The organism is Bacillus sp. 166amftsu (assembly GCF_900107445.1).
Taxonomy (GTDB): domain Bacteria; phylum Bacillota; class Bacilli; order Bacillales; family Bacillaceae_G; genus Bacillus_A; species Bacillus_A arachidis.
The window spans coordinates 689,970-705,629 of the sequence record NZ_FNQA01000001.1 but is presented as its reverse complement, the minus strand read 5'-3'; the positions used below and the strand labels follow the sequence as shown (position 1 = coordinate 705,629).

At 37.7% G+C, this 15,660-nt stretch carries 16 protein-coding genes; all 16 read left to right on the top strand.

The features are described 5' to 3' along the window. Positions 1–27: 27 nt before the first annotated feature. Entirely contained in the window at positions 28–345 is a 318-nt protein-coding gene (locus BLV40_RS04020) for a DUF3679 domain-containing protein (protein ID WP_081810949.1), read from the top strand. A gap of 210 nt (positions 346–555) precedes the next feature. Continuing rightward, the gene (lepA, locus tag BLV40_RS04015; protein ID WP_026589875.1) at positions 556–2,379 is read left to right on the top strand and encodes an elongation factor 4; all 1,824 of its coding nucleotides are present in this window, start codon (positions 556–558) and stop codon (positions 2,377–2,379) included. Positions 2,380–2,469: 90 nt separating this feature from the next. Next, on the top strand, positions 2,470–2,844 hold the full coding sequence (locus BLV40_RS04010; RefSeq protein WP_026589876.1) for a winged helix-turn-helix transcriptional regulator: 375 nt from the start codon (positions 2,470–2,472) through the stop codon (positions 2,842–2,844). A gap of 51 nt (positions 2,845–2,895) precedes the next feature. After that, positions 2,896–4,035: a radical SAM family heme chaperone HemW gene (hemW, locus tag BLV40_RS04005; protein ID WP_090687536.1), complete on the top strand. Its 1,140-nt coding sequence runs from the start codon at positions 2,896–2,898 to the stop codon at positions 4,033–4,035. A 134-nt stretch (positions 4,036–4,169) separates the two neighbouring features. Next, positions 4,170–5,201, top strand: a complete 1,032-nt coding sequence (hrcA, locus tag BLV40_RS04000; RefSeq protein WP_026589878.1) for a heat-inducible transcriptional repressor HrcA — start codon at positions 4,170–4,172, stop codon at positions 5,199–5,201. 108 nt (positions 5,202–5,309) lie between these two features. Then, positions 5,310–5,870: a nucleotide exchange factor GrpE gene (gene grpE / locus BLV40_RS03995; protein ID WP_026589879.1), complete on the top strand. Its 561-nt coding sequence runs from the start codon at positions 5,310–5,312 to the stop codon at positions 5,868–5,870. A gap of 26 nt (positions 5,871–5,896) precedes the next feature. After that, positions 5,897–7,732: a chaperone protein DnaK gene (gene dnaK / locus BLV40_RS03990; protein ID WP_090687534.1), complete on the top strand. Its 1,836-nt coding sequence runs from the start codon at positions 5,897–5,899 to the stop codon at positions 7,730–7,732. A gap of 219 nt (positions 7,733–7,951) precedes the next feature. Further along, complete coding sequence (gene dnaJ / locus BLV40_RS03985; RefSeq protein ID WP_090687531.1) at positions 7,952–9,064, top strand: chaperone protein DnaJ; 1,113 nt, start codon at positions 7,952–7,954, stop codon at positions 9,062–9,064. A gap of 28 nt (positions 9,065–9,092) precedes the next feature. Beyond that, complete coding sequence (gene prmA / locus BLV40_RS03980) at positions 9,093–10,031, top strand: 50S ribosomal protein L11 methyltransferase (protein WP_026589882.1); 939 nt, start codon at positions 9,093–9,095, stop codon at positions 10,029–10,031. Between the two features lie 146 nt (positions 10,032–10,177). Next, positions 10,178–10,927 (top strand): 16S rRNA (uracil(1498)-N(3))-methyltransferase, encoded by a 750-nt coding sequence (locus tag BLV40_RS03975; protein WP_026589883.1) that lies wholly within the window; start codon positions 10,178–10,180, stop codon positions 10,925–10,927. Positions 10,928–10,933: 6 nt separating this feature from the next. Then, positions 10,934–12,286 carry a tRNA (N(6)-L-threonylcarbamoyladenosine(37)-C(2))-methylthiotransferase MtaB gene (mtaB, locus tag BLV40_RS03970; RefSeq protein WP_026589884.1) on the top strand — a complete coding sequence of 451 codons (1,353 nt, stop codon included), beginning with the start codon at positions 10,934–10,936 and terminating at the stop codon, positions 12,284–12,286. 145 nt (positions 12,287–12,431) lie between these two features. Continuing rightward, entirely contained in the window at positions 12,432–13,097 is a 666-nt protein-coding gene (deoC, locus tag BLV40_RS03965; RefSeq protein ID WP_090687528.1) for a deoxyribose-phosphate aldolase, read from the top strand. A gap of 188 nt (positions 13,098–13,285) precedes the next feature. Beyond that, positions 13,286–13,459: a 30S ribosomal protein S21 gene (rpsU, locus tag BLV40_RS03960; RefSeq protein ID WP_000048061.1), complete on the top strand. Its 174-nt coding sequence runs from the start codon at positions 13,286–13,288 to the stop codon at positions 13,457–13,459. Positions 13,460–13,474: 15 nt separating this feature from the next. After that, positions 13,475–13,918 (top strand): GatB/YqeY domain-containing protein, encoded by a 444-nt coding sequence (locus BLV40_RS03955; RefSeq protein ID WP_026589886.1) that lies wholly within the window; start codon positions 13,475–13,477, stop codon positions 13,916–13,918. Between the two features lie 108 nt (positions 13,919–14,026). Then, a complete protein-coding gene (yqfC, locus tag BLV40_RS03950) occupies positions 14,027–14,323 on the top strand; it encodes a sporulation protein YqfC (RefSeq protein WP_026589887.1) in 297 nt (98 codons plus the stop codon). Between the two features lie 134 nt (positions 14,324–14,457). Next, on the top strand, positions 14,458–15,657 hold the full coding sequence (gene yqfD, locus BLV40_RS03945; protein ID WP_026589888.1) for a sporulation protein YqfD: 1,200 nt from the start codon (positions 14,458–14,460) through the stop codon (positions 15,655–15,657). Positions 15,658–15,660 lie beyond the last annotated feature (3 nt).

The following is a 15,660-nucleotide window of genomic DNA, read 5'->3' as shown; positions in this document are numbered from 1 at the left end:
AAATTGAGTCGATTTACGCTTCAGTGTATGAGCTGTGTGATTCTGTTTCTTTTTTTTATGATAATGGGAATTGGGATGGCTAATCATGGCTTAAAAAGCATGAAAGGTTATCGGCAACCAACGTATGAACAAGTTGCCCAAATGACGGGAACTGGGAGTGGGGATGTTAATCCCGAAATTTTAGGAGGCATATTTTCGGCACGTGAAAAACAAAAGCAGTTAGAAAATCTCAGAAGCTTTAATGTTGTAGAAGGGTTGGGAATGGGAATTGCGGAATGTATGCGAAGTATCACTAAGTTTAGTACAGATGTAGTAGTTGGAAAAATAAAAGATATTTTTAATTAATTGGGAGAATAAAAAATGGTTGTCTTATAATTTTGTAAGACAACCATTTTTTGTTACAAAAAGGTTTGTCTCTTATGTTTTGCTCGCATAAGATAAAGAGAGAAAGATTTGTCTGATAAGCAGCACTAGTTTTCATTGAATCTTTGCTGCTCTATTGATATAATCAGTGCTAGTGTATATTGGCGAGACTATTAGGAGTTGAGAACATAGATGAATAAAGAAGAAAGAGCAAAAAGGCAGTCTAACATTCGTAACTTCTCCATCATTGCTCATATTGACCACGGAAAGTCAACGTTAGCAGACCGTATTTTGGAGAAAACAAACGCTTTAACACAACGTGAAATGAAAGCTCAGTTACTTGACTCTATGGATTTAGAGCGTGAGCGTGGTATTACAATTAAATTAAATGCAGTTCAATTAACGTATAAAGCAAAAGATGGTGAAGAATATATTCTTCACTTAATCGATACACCAGGACACGTCGACTTTACGTATGAAGTATCTCGTAGTTTAGCGGCTTGTGAAGGTGCAATCCTTGTTGTTGATGCAGCGCAAGGTATTGAAGCACAAACATTAGCAAACGTATATTTAGCGCTTGATAATAATTTGGAAATTTTACCAGTTATTAATAAAATCGATTTACCGAGCGCTGATCCAGAACGTGTTCGTCAAGAAGTAGAAGATGTAATCGGTTTAGATGCATCGGAAGCTGTACTTGCTTCGGCGAAAGCTGGTATTGGTATTGAAGACATTTTAGAACAAATTGTTGAAAAAGTACCAGCTCCAGACGGCGACCCAGAAGAGCCGCTTCAATGTATGATTTTTGACTCTTTATATGATCCGTACCGCGGTGTAATTGCGTATATCCGTGTTGTAAATGGGACAGTAAAAGTTGGCGATAAAGTACGTATGATGGCAACTGGTAAAGAGTTCGAAGTAACAGAAGTAGGTGTATTCACACCGAAAACAACGCAGCGTGAAGAATTAACAGTAGGTGATGTAGGATTCTTAGCAGCATCTATTAAAAATGTGGGAGACACACGCGTTGGTGATACAATCACACATGCAAAACGCCCAGCAGCAGAGCCATTACCAGGTTACCGTAAATTAAACCCAATGGTATTCTGTGGTTTATACCCAATTGATTCTGCGCGTTATAATGATTTACGTGATGCATTAGAAAAATTGGAATTAAATGATTCTGCACTTGAGTTTGAACCAGAAACATCTCAAGCATTAGGTTTCGGTTTCCGCTGTGGATTCTTAGGTTTACTTCATATGGAAATTATTCAAGAACGTATTGAACGTGAATTCAAGATTGATTTAATTACAACAGCACCAAGTGTTATTTATAAAGTATATTTAACAAGCGGTGAAGATTTGATTGTCGATAACCCATCTAACATGCCAGATCCGCAGTCCATTGACCGTGTAGAAGAACCATTTGTAAAAGCTGCAATCATGGTTCCGAATGACTATGTTGGAGCTGTAATGGAAATTTGCCAAGGTAAACGTGGTACGTTTATTGATATGCAATATTTAGATGAAACACGTGTTACATTGACATATGAAATCCCACTTTCTGAAATCGTATATGATTTCTTCGATCAACTAAAATCAAATACGAAGGGATATGCGTCATTTGACTACGAGTTAATCGGCTATAAACCATCTAAACTTGTGAAGATGGATATTCTTTTAAATTCTGAACAAGTTGATGCATTATCATTTATCGTACATCGTGATTCAGCGTATGACCGTGGTAAAGTAATCGTAGAAAAATTAAAAGAATTAATTCCAAGACAACAGTTTGAAGTGCCAATTCAAGCGACAATTGGGAACAAAGTTGTAGCGCGTTCTACAATTAAAGCGATGCGTAAAAACGTACTTGCAAAATGTTACGGTGGTGACATTTCTCGTAAGCGTAAACTTCTTGATAAACAAAAAGAAGGTAAAAAACGTATGAAGTCTGTTGGTTCTGTAGAAGTACCACAAGAAGCATTCATGGCTGTGTTGAAAATGGATGATAACTAATAAGAAAGGAAGCCGTTTGTGCGGCTTCTTTTTCTGTATCTTTCGTACAAGGAAGAAAGTAAGGATTGCTATAGAGTTAGGAGACGAATGATGTCTGAAAATATTCGAAAAGATATTCAAGAAAAAATGCAAAATGGTGATTTTAATTGTGAAAAAGAATTAACCCTCTCTATTATTAGTGGGAAGTGGAAGGTTGTAATCTTGTGGCATTTAGGTATAGAAGGACCACATCGCTTTAGTGAGTTGCAACGCTTATTCCCGAACATTTCTCATAAGGTATTGTCTAATCAACTAAAAGAATTAATGGAAGATGGGATTATTGATCGGACGGTATATCCAGAAGTGCCTCCGCGCGTGGAATATTTTATGACGGATTTAGGCATGTCGCTTTTACCAATCGTCGAAATGATGTATGATTGGGGGAAAATGCGGATGAAGCAAATTCGTAATGGGTTAGAGAAGTAAAGGGGCCTCCGAAATGCGGAGGTTTTCTTTTTAGAAAGGTAGGAGTAAAATTTGATGCAAGCTGCATATATTCATATTCCGTTTTGTCAGCATATTTGTCACTATTGTGATTTTAATAAAGTTTTTATTGAACGTCAGCCAGTTGATCAATATTTGGAGTATTTAGAGAAAGAGATAATAAATACGGTTCAAAAGGTACCGTTTGAAAATATGAAAACGATTTTTGTTGGGGGCGGGACACCAACAGCATTAAATATGGAGCAGACTAAAAAGTTGCTTGCTATTATTAATCGTCGTTTACGTCCGTTCGCTCCAGAGTGTGAATTAACGTTTGAAGCGAATCCTGGAGATTTACCGAAAGAAAAATTAAACCTATTATTAGAAGGTGGCGTGAACCGAATCAGTTTTGGTGTGCAAACGTTTCGAGATGAATTGCTAGAGAAGATTGGACGTAAGCATACGAGGGAAGATGCATTTGTAGCGATTCGTGAGGCGCAGGAAGTTGGCTTTACGAATATTAATGTTGATTTAATTTACGCGCTGCCAGGACAAACGATAGAAGACGTGAAAGACACATTGGACATTGCTTTTACGCTTGGAGTTCAACATTTTTCTGCATATTCATTAATTGTCGAACCCAAAACAGTTTTTTATAATTTAATGAATAAGGGGAAATTAAGGCTTCCAGGGGAAGATCATGAGGCACGAATGTATGAAATAGTAATGGATGAGATGGAGAAGCACGGTTACCATCAGTATGAAATTAGTAATTTTTCAAAAGAAGGCTATGAAAGTAGGCATAATCTCACATACTGGAATAATGAAACGTATTATGGTTTTGGAGCTGGTGCTCATAGTTATGTAAATGGTGAGCGTATTCAAAATGTCGGGCCCCTTAAACAGTATTTTTCAAAAATCGATGAGACAGGATTTCCTTATTTAGATGTCCATGAGGTAACAAAAATAGAAAAAATGGAAGAGGAATTATTCTTAGGACTTCGAAAAACAAAAGGTGTTTCTAGAATAGGATTTCAACAGAAATTTGGAGTGGAGATGGATGAAATCTTTGCGAGACAGTTACTATATAACAAAGAGCATGGATTGCTAGAGGAAAAAGATGGTCATGTTTGTTTAACGAGACAAGGGAAGTTATTAGGTAATGAAGTGTTTCAATCGTTTTTAGTTGATTAACTTAGATGTTTCATGTATATGAAAAAGTTTTAATATTTCGTGACGTTTCCGTTGACAATTGAATGTCAATTTTGGTAAGTTATTAATAGATTTAGCACTCGAAGACAAAGAGTGCTAACAGAGGTGATGATGAGATGCTTACGGAACGTCAGCTCTTAATTTTACAAACAATTATTGATGACTTTATTGGATCAGCGCAGCCTGTTGGGTCAAGGACGTTGGCTAAAAAAGATGAAATTACATTTAGCTCCGCTACTATTCGAAATGAAATGGCTGATTTAGAGGAACTAGGTTTTATTGAAAAAACACACAGTTCTTCAGGAAGGGTTCCTTCAGAAAAGGGATACCGATTTTATGTAGATCATCTTTTAGCGCCACAGAATTTACCAAACGAGGAGATTGTACAGATTAAAGATTTATTTGCTGAAAGAATTTTTGAAGCAGAGAAGGTTGCACAGCAATCAGCTCAAATTTTATCAGAACTCACAAATTATACGGCGATAGTTCTTGGGCCGAAAGTGAGTACAAATAAGTTGAGAAATGTACAAATCGTTCCGCTTGATCATCAAACAGCAGTCGCAATTATTGTAACAGATACAGGGCATGTGCAAAGCAAAACGATTACCGTTCCGAAATCTGTTGATTTATCAGATTTAGAAAAAATGGTTAATATTTTAAATGAAAAACTATCGGGTGTACCGATGGCGGAATTGCATAATAAAATTTTCAAAGAGATTGTGACGGTTCTGCGTGGCTACGTCCATAATTATGATAGTGCAATAAAAATGTTGGATGGTACATTTCAAGTGCCTTTATCGGAAAAAATATACTTTGGCGGGAAAGCCAATATGCTTTCGCAACCGGAGTTTCATGACATCCAAAAGGTACGTTCCTTGCTAACTATGATTGATAATGAAGCCGCATTTTACGATATTTTGCGTAATAAACAAGTCGGTATTCAAGTGAAAATTGGTCGAGAAAATTCTTCGATTGCTATGGAGGATTGTAGTTTAATCTCTGCAACTTATTCCATTGGTGAAGAACAGATTGGGACCATTGCAATTTTAGGACCAACGAGAATGCAATACTCTCGTGTGATTAGTCTGTTACAATTGTTTACAAGACAATTTACAGACGGCTTAAACGGATTGTATAAATCAAAATAATAAATTCGCTCAAGCGGTGAACATAATCATTGCTGGTGTGTAACATAAAATATGCTTGGGTGCTCATGCTTAGCATGAGCCCAGGTGCCTTTTAAGGAGGTGAAAGTTGTGGAAGAGCGTAACGAACAAGTAGTTGAAGAAGCGCAAAATGAAGAAACTATTACAGCAAAGAGCAGTGAAGAAACTGTGGTAGAAGAAAAAAGTGAAGCGGCTCTTTTACAAGAAAAGGTAGATGAATTGCAAGTGAAACTGACGGAAACGGAAGGGCGCATGCTACGTCTACAAGCTGATTTTGAAAATTATAAGCGCCGTGTTCAAATGGATAAACAGGCTGCTGAAAAATATAGAGCACAAAGTCTTGTTTCAGATATCTTGCCAGCTCTTGATAACTTTGAAAGAGCAATGCAAGTGGAAGCAAATGACGAGCAAATGAAGTCCTTATTACAAGGTATGGAAATGGTGTATCGTCAATTGGTAGAAGCGATGACAAAAGAAGGTGTGGAAGCGATTGAAGCTGTTGGTAAACAGTTTGATCCTCATGAACACCAAGCTGTTATGCAAGTAGAAGACAGTGAATTTGAATCAAACGCGGTTGTGGAAGAATTCCAAAAAGGTTATAGACTAAAAGACCGTGTGATTCGCCCATCAATGGTAAAAGTAAATCAATAATTTACATAAAAGTAGGAGGATTCGCCATGAGTAAAATTATCGGTATTGACTTAGGTACAACAAACTCTTGTGTAGCTGTTATGGAAGGTGGAGAACCAAAGGTTATCCCAAATCCAGAAGGAAACCGTACAACGCCTTCTGTTGTAGCTTTCAAAAATGAAGAGCGTCAAGTTGGGGAAGTTGCGAAACGTCAAGCAATTACAAACCCAAACACAATCATGTCTGTTAAACGTCATATGGGTACAGACTACAAAGTAGAAGTTGAGGGTAAAGAATATACGCCTCAAGAAATTTCTGCGATCATTTTACAAAACTTAAAAGCTTCTGCTGAAGCATACTTAGGTGAAACAGTAACGAAAGCTGTTATTACAGTACCTGCATACTTCAACGATGCAGAGCGCCAAGCAACAAAAGATGCTGGTCGTATTGCTGGTTTAGAAGTTGAGCGTATTATTAACGAACCAACAGCAGCAGCGCTTGCTTACGGTTTGGAAAAACAAGATGAAGAACAAAAAATCTTAGTATATGACTTAGGTGGCGGTACATTTGACGTATCTATCCTTGAGTTAGCTGATGGAACATTTGAGGTTATTTCAACTGCTGGTGACAACCGTCTTGGTGGAGATGACTTTGACCAAGTTATCATCGATCACTTAGTAGCTGAATTCAAAAAAGAAAACAACATTGATTTAAGCCAAGATAAAATGGCGCTTCAACGTCTGAAAGATGCAGCTGAAAAAGCGAAAAAAGATCTTTCTGGTGTAACACAAACACAAATTTCATTACCATTCATTAGTGCTGGGGCTGCTGGTCCATTACACTTAGAATTAACATTAACAAGAGCGAAATTCGAAGAGCTTTCAGCAAGCCTTGTTGAAAGAACGTTAGAACCGACTCGTCGTGCATTAAAAGACGCTGGTCTATCTGCAAGCGAATTAGATCGTGTTATCCTTGTTGGTGGTTCTACTCGTATCCCAGCTGTACAAGAAGCTATTAAACGTGAAACTGGTAAAGAACCATACAAAGGTGTTAACCCTGATGAAGTTGTAGCATTAGGTGCTGCAGTTCAAGGTGGCGTGCTTACTGGTGATGTAGAAGGCGTTCTACTATTAGATGTAACTCCACTTTCTTTAGGTATCGAAACGATGGGTGGCGTATTTACAAAATTAATCGAACGTAATACAACAATTCCAACGAGTAAGTCACAAGTATTCTCAACTGCTGCTGATAACCAACCTGCAGTAGACATTCACGTACTACAAGGTGAGCGCCCGATGTCAGCTGACAACAAAACATTAGGTCGCTTCCAATTAACTGATATCCCACCAGCACCACGTGGTATTCCACAAATTGAAGTAACATTCGATATTGATGCGAACGGTATCGTTAATGTACGTGCAAAAGACTTAGGAACAAGCAAAGAACAAACAATTACAATTCAATCTTCTTCAGGTCTTTCTGATGAAGAAGTAGAGCGTATGGTAAAAGAAGCAGAATCAAATGCTGATGCGGACCAAAAACGTAAGGAAGAAGTTGAACTTCGTAATGAAGCTGACCAACTTGTATTCCAAACAGATAAAGTTGTAAAAGATTTAGAAGGTAAAGTAGATGCAGCTGAAGTGGCGAAAGCAACAGAGGCGAAAGATGCATTAAAAGCGGCAATCGAGAAAAATGATCTTGATGAAATCCGTACGAAAAAAGATGCTCTTCAAGAAATCGTACAACAACTAACTGTAAAATTGTATGAGCAAGCTCAAGCGGCTGCTGGTGCTCAGCAAGCAGAAGGTGCACAAGGTAACGCTGGTGCAAAAAATGACAATGTAGTTGATGCTGAGTTTGAAGAAGTAAAAGAAGACAAGTAATAAAACAAAATAAGTAAGATGACAAAAAGTCAAAGTCAAGCGTGCCTTGACTTTGGCTTTTTTCACGAATAAGAAAAGGGCTTAGTATGAACTAAGTATTTTAGTTAAGGGTCTTACGTTTTTGTTTTTGCATACTGTAAGTAAGGAAACTTTGTTGCAAAGCACTTTCTTTCGGTGTTAAAATTACGTTTATGTGAAAGATTCGGGGGTTACAAATTTATGAATAAAAGAGATTATTATGAGGTGCTTGGCCTTAGCAAGGGCGCATCAAAAGATGAAATCAAAAAAGCATACCGTCGTTTGGCGAAAAAATATCATCCAGACGTAAGTAAAGAAGAAAATGCAATTGAAAAATTTAAAGAAGTACAAGAAGCGTATGAAGTGTTAAGTGATGATCAAAAACGTGCTCAATACGATCAGTTTGGTCATGTGGATCCAAATCAAGGCTTTGGTGGCTTTGGCGGTGGAGATTTTGGTGGTGGGTTCGGATTTGAAGACATCTTTAGCTCATTCTTTGGCGGAGGTGGCGGCAGACGTCGTGATCCAAATGCACCACGCCAAGGCGCTGATTTGCAATATCAAGTTACTTTAAATTTTGAAGAAGCTATTTTTGGTAAAGAATTAAATATCGAAATTCCAGTGGAAGATCCTTGTGATACATGTCATGGTAGCGGTGCAAAACCAGGAACTTCAAAAGAGACATGTAAACACTGTTCAGGAACAGGGCAAGTGAGTGTAGAACAAAATACGCCGTTTGGTCGCATTGTAAATCGTCAAGCGTGTAAACATTGTTCAGGAACAGGACAAATGATTAAAGAGAAATGTACAACATGTCATGGATCTGGAAAAGTACGTAAACGTAAAAAAATTAACGTTAAAATTCCAGCAGGTATTGATAATGGCCAACAAATCCGTGTGTCTGGTAAAGGTGAAGCGGGTGTGAACGGAGGCCCAGCTGGGGACTTATATGTTGTTGTTCAGGTAAGAGATCACGAATTCTTCGAGCGTGATGGGGATCATATTATTTGTGAAATGCCATTAACATTCGCACAAGTAGCACTTGGTGCTGAAGTGGAAGTCCCAACGGTTCATGGGAAAATAAAACTAAAAATTCCAGCGGGTACACAAACTGGAACGGAATTCCGTCTAAAAGGAAAAGGGGCTCCAAATGTACGTGGGTATGGACAAGGAGATCAATACGTAGTAGTTCGTGTTGTTGTACCAACGAAATTAACAGCACATCAAAAAGAATTATTGCGTGAATTTGCAGGACAGGAAGATCAAGATGATAGCTTATTTGGAAAGCTTAAACGGGCTTTCAAAGGGGAATAATGGAAATAAAAAATGGAGTTGGTAAATTGTGAAATGGTCAGAAATTAGTATTCATACAACAGAGGAAGCAGTAGAAGCTGTCTCTCATATTTTACATGAAGCAGGTGCTAGTGGCGTAGCGATTGAAGATCCGGCAGAATTAACAAAAGAGCGTGAGCAACAGTATGGAGAAATTTATGCGTTGAATCCAGCTGAATATCCAGAGGATGGCGTGATAATAAAAGCATACTTCCCACAAACGGATTCTTTACATGAAACAGTTGCAAGTGTAAAATCATCTATTGATGTACTTCCATCTTACGACATCGAAATTGGTACAGGAAATATCACGATTAATGAAGTCGATGAGGAAGACTGGGCGACTGCTTGGAAAAAATATTATCATCCAGTTCAAATTTCTGATACATTCACAATTGTGCCGACATGGGAAGAATATACACCTTCTTCTCCAAATGAAAAAATTATTGAGTTAGATCCAGGTATGGCGTTTGGTACAGGGACGCATCCAACAACAACGATGTGTATTCGTGCGTTAGAAAAAACAGTTCAGCCAGGTAATACAGTAATTGATGTTGGAACAGGTTCAGGTGTATTAAGTATTGCAGCAGCAAAATTAGGTGCAGCGTCTGTTCAGGCATATGACTTAGATCCAGTTGCAGTTGAAAGTGCAGAGATGAATGTTCGTTTAAATAAAACGGACGATGTCGTATCTGTAGGACAAAATAGTTTATTAGAAGGTATTGAAGGCCCAGTAGATTTAATTGTAGCGAATTTACTTGCGGAAATTATTCTTTTATTCCCTGAAGATGCAGCGAGAGTTGTAAAGCAGGGCGGACTATTTATTACATCTGGTATTATTGCAGCAAAAGAAAAAATAATTTCTGAAGCTCTAGAAAAAGCTGGATTTACAATTGAAGAAGTTTTAAGAATGGAAGATTGGGTAGCAATCATTGCACGAAATGCGTAATATATAATTTATATTTATAATAAACGTAGAAGTCTCTCGCTGTATAAAGCGAGGGACTTGCCGTTTGTTATATGAAAATGATAACGTTTCGTTCTTTTCGTAAGTATGGACTTACGAAAGGAACGAAACTTTGCTAAGGTGATGAGATGCAACGTTATTTTGTAGAAGAAAAATATGTAAATAATGCAAGTATTCGCATTGTAGGCGATGATGTACATCATATCGCAAGAGTGATGCGCATGTCAGCAGGTGATCACATTTATTGCTGTGTAAACGGTAAAACGGCAATGTGTACAATTGCTGAAATTACCAGTGAATTTGTGGATAGTGCTATTGTAGAATGGGTAGAGGCGTCAAGCGAACTGCCAGTGTTCGTAACGATTGCAAGTGGACTGCCTAAAGGAGACAAGTTAGAGCTTATTTTCCAAAAAGGAACTGAGCTTGGAGCAGCTGCATTTTTACCATTTCAAGCATCTCGTTCTATCGTAAAATGGGATGCGAAAAAAGCAGATAAAAAAGTTGAGCGTTTGAAAAAAATTGTGAAAGAAGCGGCAGAACAATCGCATAGAAGTGAAATTCCAGATGTACAGGCCCCGGCATCATTTAAACAATTGCTTGCGATGAGTAGTGATTATGATGCTTGTCTTGTTGCGTATGAAGAGGAAGCAAAGCAAGGCGAAAAAGCTAATTTTGCGAAGGCTTTAGCAGCACTTGAACGCGGTCAAAGGCTGTTGATTGTATTTGGCCCAGAAGGTGGTCTATCTGAGGAAGAAATTTCTGCGCTTCGTGAACATAAATTTGTACCATGTAGTTTAGGACCGAGGATTTTACGAACGGAAACGGCGCCGCTTTACGCGTTAAGTGCTGCTTCTTATCATTTTGAATTGATGGAGTGATGATTAATGGCAACTGTTGCGTTTCACACGTTAGGTTGTAAAGTAAACCACTATGAAACAGAAGCAATTTGGCAATTATTTAAACAGGGTGGTTATGAAAGAACTGAGTATGAAAAGAAAGCTGATGTATATGTAATCAATACATGTACAGTAACAAATACTGGAGACAAAAAAAGCCGTCAAGTTATTCGACGTGCGGTACGTCAAAATCCGGACGCTGTTATTTGTGTAACAGGATGTTACGCACAAACATCTCCAGCGGAAATCATGGCGATTCCAGGTGTAGATATCGTAGTTGGTACACAAGATCGTGAAAAAATGCTAGGGTATATTGAAGAGTTCCGTAAAGAACGTCAGCCAATCAATGCCGTCCGCAACATTATGAAAACACGTGTATATGAAGAGCTTGATGTACCGTATTTCACTGATCGTACACGTGCATCTTTAAAAATACAAGAAGGTTGTAATAACTTTTGTACGTTCTGTATCATTCCTTGGGCACGTGGTTTAATGCGTTCTCGTGATGGAAAAGAAGTTATTCATCAGGCGCAGCAATTAGTTGATGCAGGGTATAAAGAAATCGTATTAACTGGTATTCATACAGGTGGATACGGTGAAGACATGAAGGATTATAACTTAGCTGGATTACTTCGCGATATGGAAGCAGAGGTAACTGGTTTAAAACGCCTTCGTATCTCTTCAATCGAAGCGAGTCAAATTTCAGATGAAGTAATTGAAGTGCTAGATAAATCTGAAGTAGTTGTGCGTCACTTGCACATTCCGCTGCAATCAGGTTCTAACACTGTACTAAAACGTATGCGCCGTAAGTATACAATGGAGTTTTTCCAAGAGCGTTTAGATCGTTTAAAAGAAGCGTTACCAGGCCTTGCGATTACATCTGATGTAATTGTTGGTTTCCCTGGTGAAACGGAAGAGGAGTTTATGGAAACATATAATTTCATTAAAGAAAACCGTTTCTCTGAATTACACGTGTTCCCTTATTCGAAACGTACAGGAACACCTGCGGCTCGTATGGATGACCAAATTCCTGAGGAAGTCAAAAATGATCGTGTGCACCGCCTAATTGAATTATCAAATCAATTGGCGAAAGAGTATGCTTCTCAATTTGAAGGGGAAGTTCTTGAAATTATTCCAGAAGAGCCTTTCAAAGATGGCGATCGCGAAGGATTATATGTAGGTTATACAGATAATTACTTAAAAGTTGTGTTTGAAGGATCTGAAGAATTAATCGGTAAACTAGTAAAAGTGAAGATTACAAAAGCTGGTTATCCATATAACGAAGCGCAATTTGTTCGTGTTCTTGAAGATGATGTGAAAAAAGAATCAGCAAGCGCGTAATAGGAAAGCATGCAAACGAAAAAGGGTTTGCATGCTTTTTTCTTTGCTGGAGAAGTTAAGATATGAAGATGTAATATTTCATGCTATAATGCTAACCGTTATGGTTGTCAGACGACCGTGTAGTGAAGAAAGGGGCATATGAAAAATGAACTATGCAAAATTAATTGACCACACATTATTAAAACCGGATACAAAAAAAGAAGCGATTGTTACGTTATGTGAAGAAGCAAAAAAGCATAACTTTGCGTCTGTATGTGTAAACCCTACTTGGGTTGAGACTGCAGCTGAATTATTAAAAGGTACAGATGTAAAAGTTTGTACAGTAATCGGCTTCCCGCTTGGGGCGAATACACCAGAAACAAAAGCGTTTGAAACAAAAGATGCAATTGCAAAAGGTGCAACGGAAGTTGATATGGTAATTAACATTGGTGCATTAAAAGATAAAAATGATGAATTAGTAGAGCGTGATGTTCGTGCGGTTGTAGGAGCTGCAAAAGGAAAAGCACTTGTGAAAATTATTATTGAAACGTGCCTATTAACAGAAGAAGAAAAAGTTCGTGCTTGTAAATTATCTGTAAAATCAGGTGTGGATTTTGTAAAAACATCAACAGGCTTCTCAACAGGTGGAGCAACAGTGGGAGACGTAGCACTAATGAGAAAAACAGTTGGACCAGAAATTGGTGTGAAAGCTTCTGGTGGTGTTCGTAACGGAGAAGATATGGATAGAATGGTAGAAGCAGGAGCGACGCGTATCGGTACAAGTGCAGGGGTAGCTTTAGTGAGTGGAAAAACAGCAACAACGGATTATTAATTTAAAAGTGGAAGTTGTTCGTTCAGAATTGGAGGGTATTGAAGCTGATACTCTTCTTTTATTCTGTCAAATAGTTGACCTGAAGTGACAAAATGTATTATAATCGTAAAAGACATGCTGAAGAAGTGTTTCTTTTTGCATGCTGAAGTTAGTATGTAAGTGTGATGTTTCGGAGGGAGGGAAAGAGAATGTCAAAAACAGTCGTTCGTAAAAACGAGTCTTTGGAGGATGCACTTCGCCGTTTTAAAAGATCGGTTTCTAAAACTGGTACACTTGCTGAAGCAAGAAAGCGCGAGTTTTATGAAAAACCAAGTGTAAAACGTAAGAAGAAATCTGAAGCGGCAAGAAAGCGTAAATTCTAAGAGAGGGTGTAAGTTATGAGTCTTCTCGGTCGTTTAAACGATGATATGAAACAAGCGATGAAGAATAAACAAAAAGAAAAATTAACCGTTATTCGTATGGTTAAGGCTGCTTTGCAAAATGAAGGAATTAAACTGCAACAAACTCTTACTGAAGAAGAGGAATTAACAGTTTTAACTCGTGAAGTAAAACAGCGTAAGGACTCCCTCCTTGAATTTAAAAAAGCGGGTCGTGATGACCTTGTTGATAAACTGCAAAGTGAAATTCAGATTTTAAATACGTATTTACCTGAACAACTAACAGAAGAAGAGCTAGCGAATGTAATTAAGCAAGTAATTTCTGAGGTTGGTGCTGCTTCTAAAGCAGATATGGGTAAAGTGATGAGTGCTGTTATGCCGAAAGTAAAAGGTAAAGCAGACGGATCACAAGTGAATAAGCTGGTTGCACAGCTATTAGCATAAAAAAGCGTCTCATGAGAAATGAGACGTTTTTTTATGCTTTTTTTCTATTTGGACGTGATATTACAAGCCCTTTTTTCATACATATGGGATGAGAGGGGGGTCTTGGAGATGAAGAAATTAGTGCAAATGAAAAATTGGCTAACGAAGCAAATAGACCTACCAGTGGATGTGTTAATGGATCTACCTCGTATTACTCTTGTTGGGCAAGTGCATATTTATATAGAAAATCATCGAGGATTATTAGTATTTACAGATAAAGAAGTACGGTTGTTATTAAAACATGGTCAATTATTAATAAAAGGGCAATCATTTGTGATTAAAACGATTCTTCCAGAAGAACTTTTGTTGGAGGGGAATATTGAACAAGTAATGTTTTTAGAAAGTGAGAAGAAAGATACACCATAATAAAACTTCCATTAGTGAAGTTTTTCTTCTTATCTCGCTTCGTACGAGCTATTTGAATGTTAAAAGTTGAAAAAAGCACTATGAAAATAGTCGCATAACACCTGTGCTTTTGAGAAAGGTAGTGGGGGCTGACGATGAAAAATCAATGGTTTACACGATGGGTTGGATATGTGAAGGTTCGAATTGAAGGTAGAGGAGCGGAGCGTTTTATTAATGAATGTGTGCGTAGAAATTTAGTTGTATGGGATGTAAAAAAGATTGCAGAAGATACATTAGTATTTTTTATGTTACTTCGTGATGTGAAACGGCTGAGACCGATTTATCGAAAAAATGAATGCGAGCTATACTTTATTGGACGTTTCGGTTTTCCGTTTTGGAATAAGCGATTGCTTAAGAATAGTGGTTTTCTAATTGGGTTTCTTATCTTTTTTTTCGGTATGATTGCTTTATCAAACATGGTCTGGAAAATTGAGATTACAGGGGCGAAACCGGAAACAGAATATATTCTTATGAAAGAATTGGACAAAATGGGCATTAAAAAAGGAAGATTGCAATTTCAAATGCCGAGTGTAGAGGATGTTCAACGTCATTTAACAGATAATATTAATGCAATTACGTGGGCTGGTTTAGAGATAAAGGGAACAACATATCATTTTAAAATCGTTGAAAAAAATGAGCCGGAGAAGGAGAAAGAGCAAAAGCCACAACATTTAGTTGCAAAAAAAGAGGCGATAGTTACAAAAACATTTGTGGAAACTGGAAAACCAGTTGTAATGAAAAATGATTATGTGCAAAAGGGACAACTTCTTGTGTCAGGAATGTTTGGAAAAGAGGATAATCCAACGATTGTTTCTGCTAAAGGAATTGTATATGGCGAAACATGGTATGAATCTGAAGTGACAGTTCCTTTAAAAACAACGTTTCAAGTGTATACAGGAAATTCATATAATGAGCATTATCTTCGTTTTGGAAGTGTTAAAATAAAAATATGGGGATTTCAGCATGATAAGTATAAGCGGCCTCGTACTGAGAATATCAAACATGATGTGAAACTATTCGGTTTTTCATTGCCTATTTCTTATGAGAAGGAAATTGTGCGTGAAGAGGAAGAAGCGAACCGTGAATATACAGAAAAACAAGCGATGCAAGTAGCAAAGGAAATGGCTGCAAAAGAACTAAAGAAAAAATTGGATGAACATGCTATGATTGTAAGTGATAAGATTTTGCGTAAAGAGGTTGAGGTAGATCATCTAAGAGTGACATTACATTATACAGTGATTGAAAATATTGCAGAGCCACAACCGATATCTGAATCCGACATTCAAGGAGACTGAGTA

What these genes read in the sequence shown, in the direction of transcription:
- deoC (WP_090687528.1), top strand. Translation starts at nt 12,432, where the DNA reads ATGAACTATGCAAAATTAATTGACCACACATTATTAAAACCGGATACA.
- dnaJ (WP_090687531.1), top strand. Translation starts at nt 7,952, where the DNA reads ATGAATAAAAGAGATTATTATGAGGTGCTTGGCCTTAGCAAGGGCGCA.
- BLV40_RS04010 (WP_026589876.1), top strand. Translation starts at nt 2,470, where the DNA reads ATGTCTGAAAATATTCGAAAAGATATTCAAGAAAAAATGCAAAATGGT.
- yqfD (WP_026589888.1), top strand. Translation starts at nt 14,458, where the DNA reads ATGAAAAATCAATGGTTTACACGATGGGTTGGATATGTGAAGGTTCGA.
- mtaB (WP_026589884.1), top strand. Translation starts at nt 10,934, where the DNA reads ATGGCAACTGTTGCGTTTCACACGTTAGGTTGTAAAGTAAACCACTAT.
- hrcA (WP_026589878.1), top strand. Translation starts at nt 4,170, where the DNA reads ATGCTTACGGAACGTCAGCTCTTAATTTTACAAACAATTATTGATGAC.
- lepA (WP_026589875.1), top strand. Translation starts at nt 556, where the DNA reads ATGAATAAAGAAGAAAGAGCAAAAAGGCAGTCTAACATTCGTAACTTC.
- rpsU (WP_000048061.1), top strand. Translation starts at nt 13,286, where the DNA reads ATGTCAAAAACAGTCGTTCGTAAAAACGAGTCTTTGGAGGATGCACTT.
- BLV40_RS03955 (WP_026589886.1), top strand. Translation starts at nt 13,475, where the DNA reads ATGAGTCTTCTCGGTCGTTTAAACGATGATATGAAACAAGCGATGAAG.
- yqfC (WP_026589887.1), top strand. Translation starts at nt 14,027, where the DNA reads ATGAAGAAATTAGTGCAAATGAAAAATTGGCTAACGAAGCAAATAGAC.
- BLV40_RS03975 (WP_026589883.1), top strand. Translation starts at nt 10,178, where the DNA reads ATGCAACGTTATTTTGTAGAAGAAAAATATGTAAATAATGCAAGTATT.
- dnaK (WP_090687534.1), top strand. Translation starts at nt 5,897, where the DNA reads ATGAGTAAAATTATCGGTATTGACTTAGGTACAACAAACTCTTGTGTA.
- BLV40_RS04020 (WP_081810949.1), top strand. Translation starts at nt 28, where the DNA reads ATGAGCTGTGTGATTCTGTTTCTTTTTTTTATGATAATGGGAATTGGG.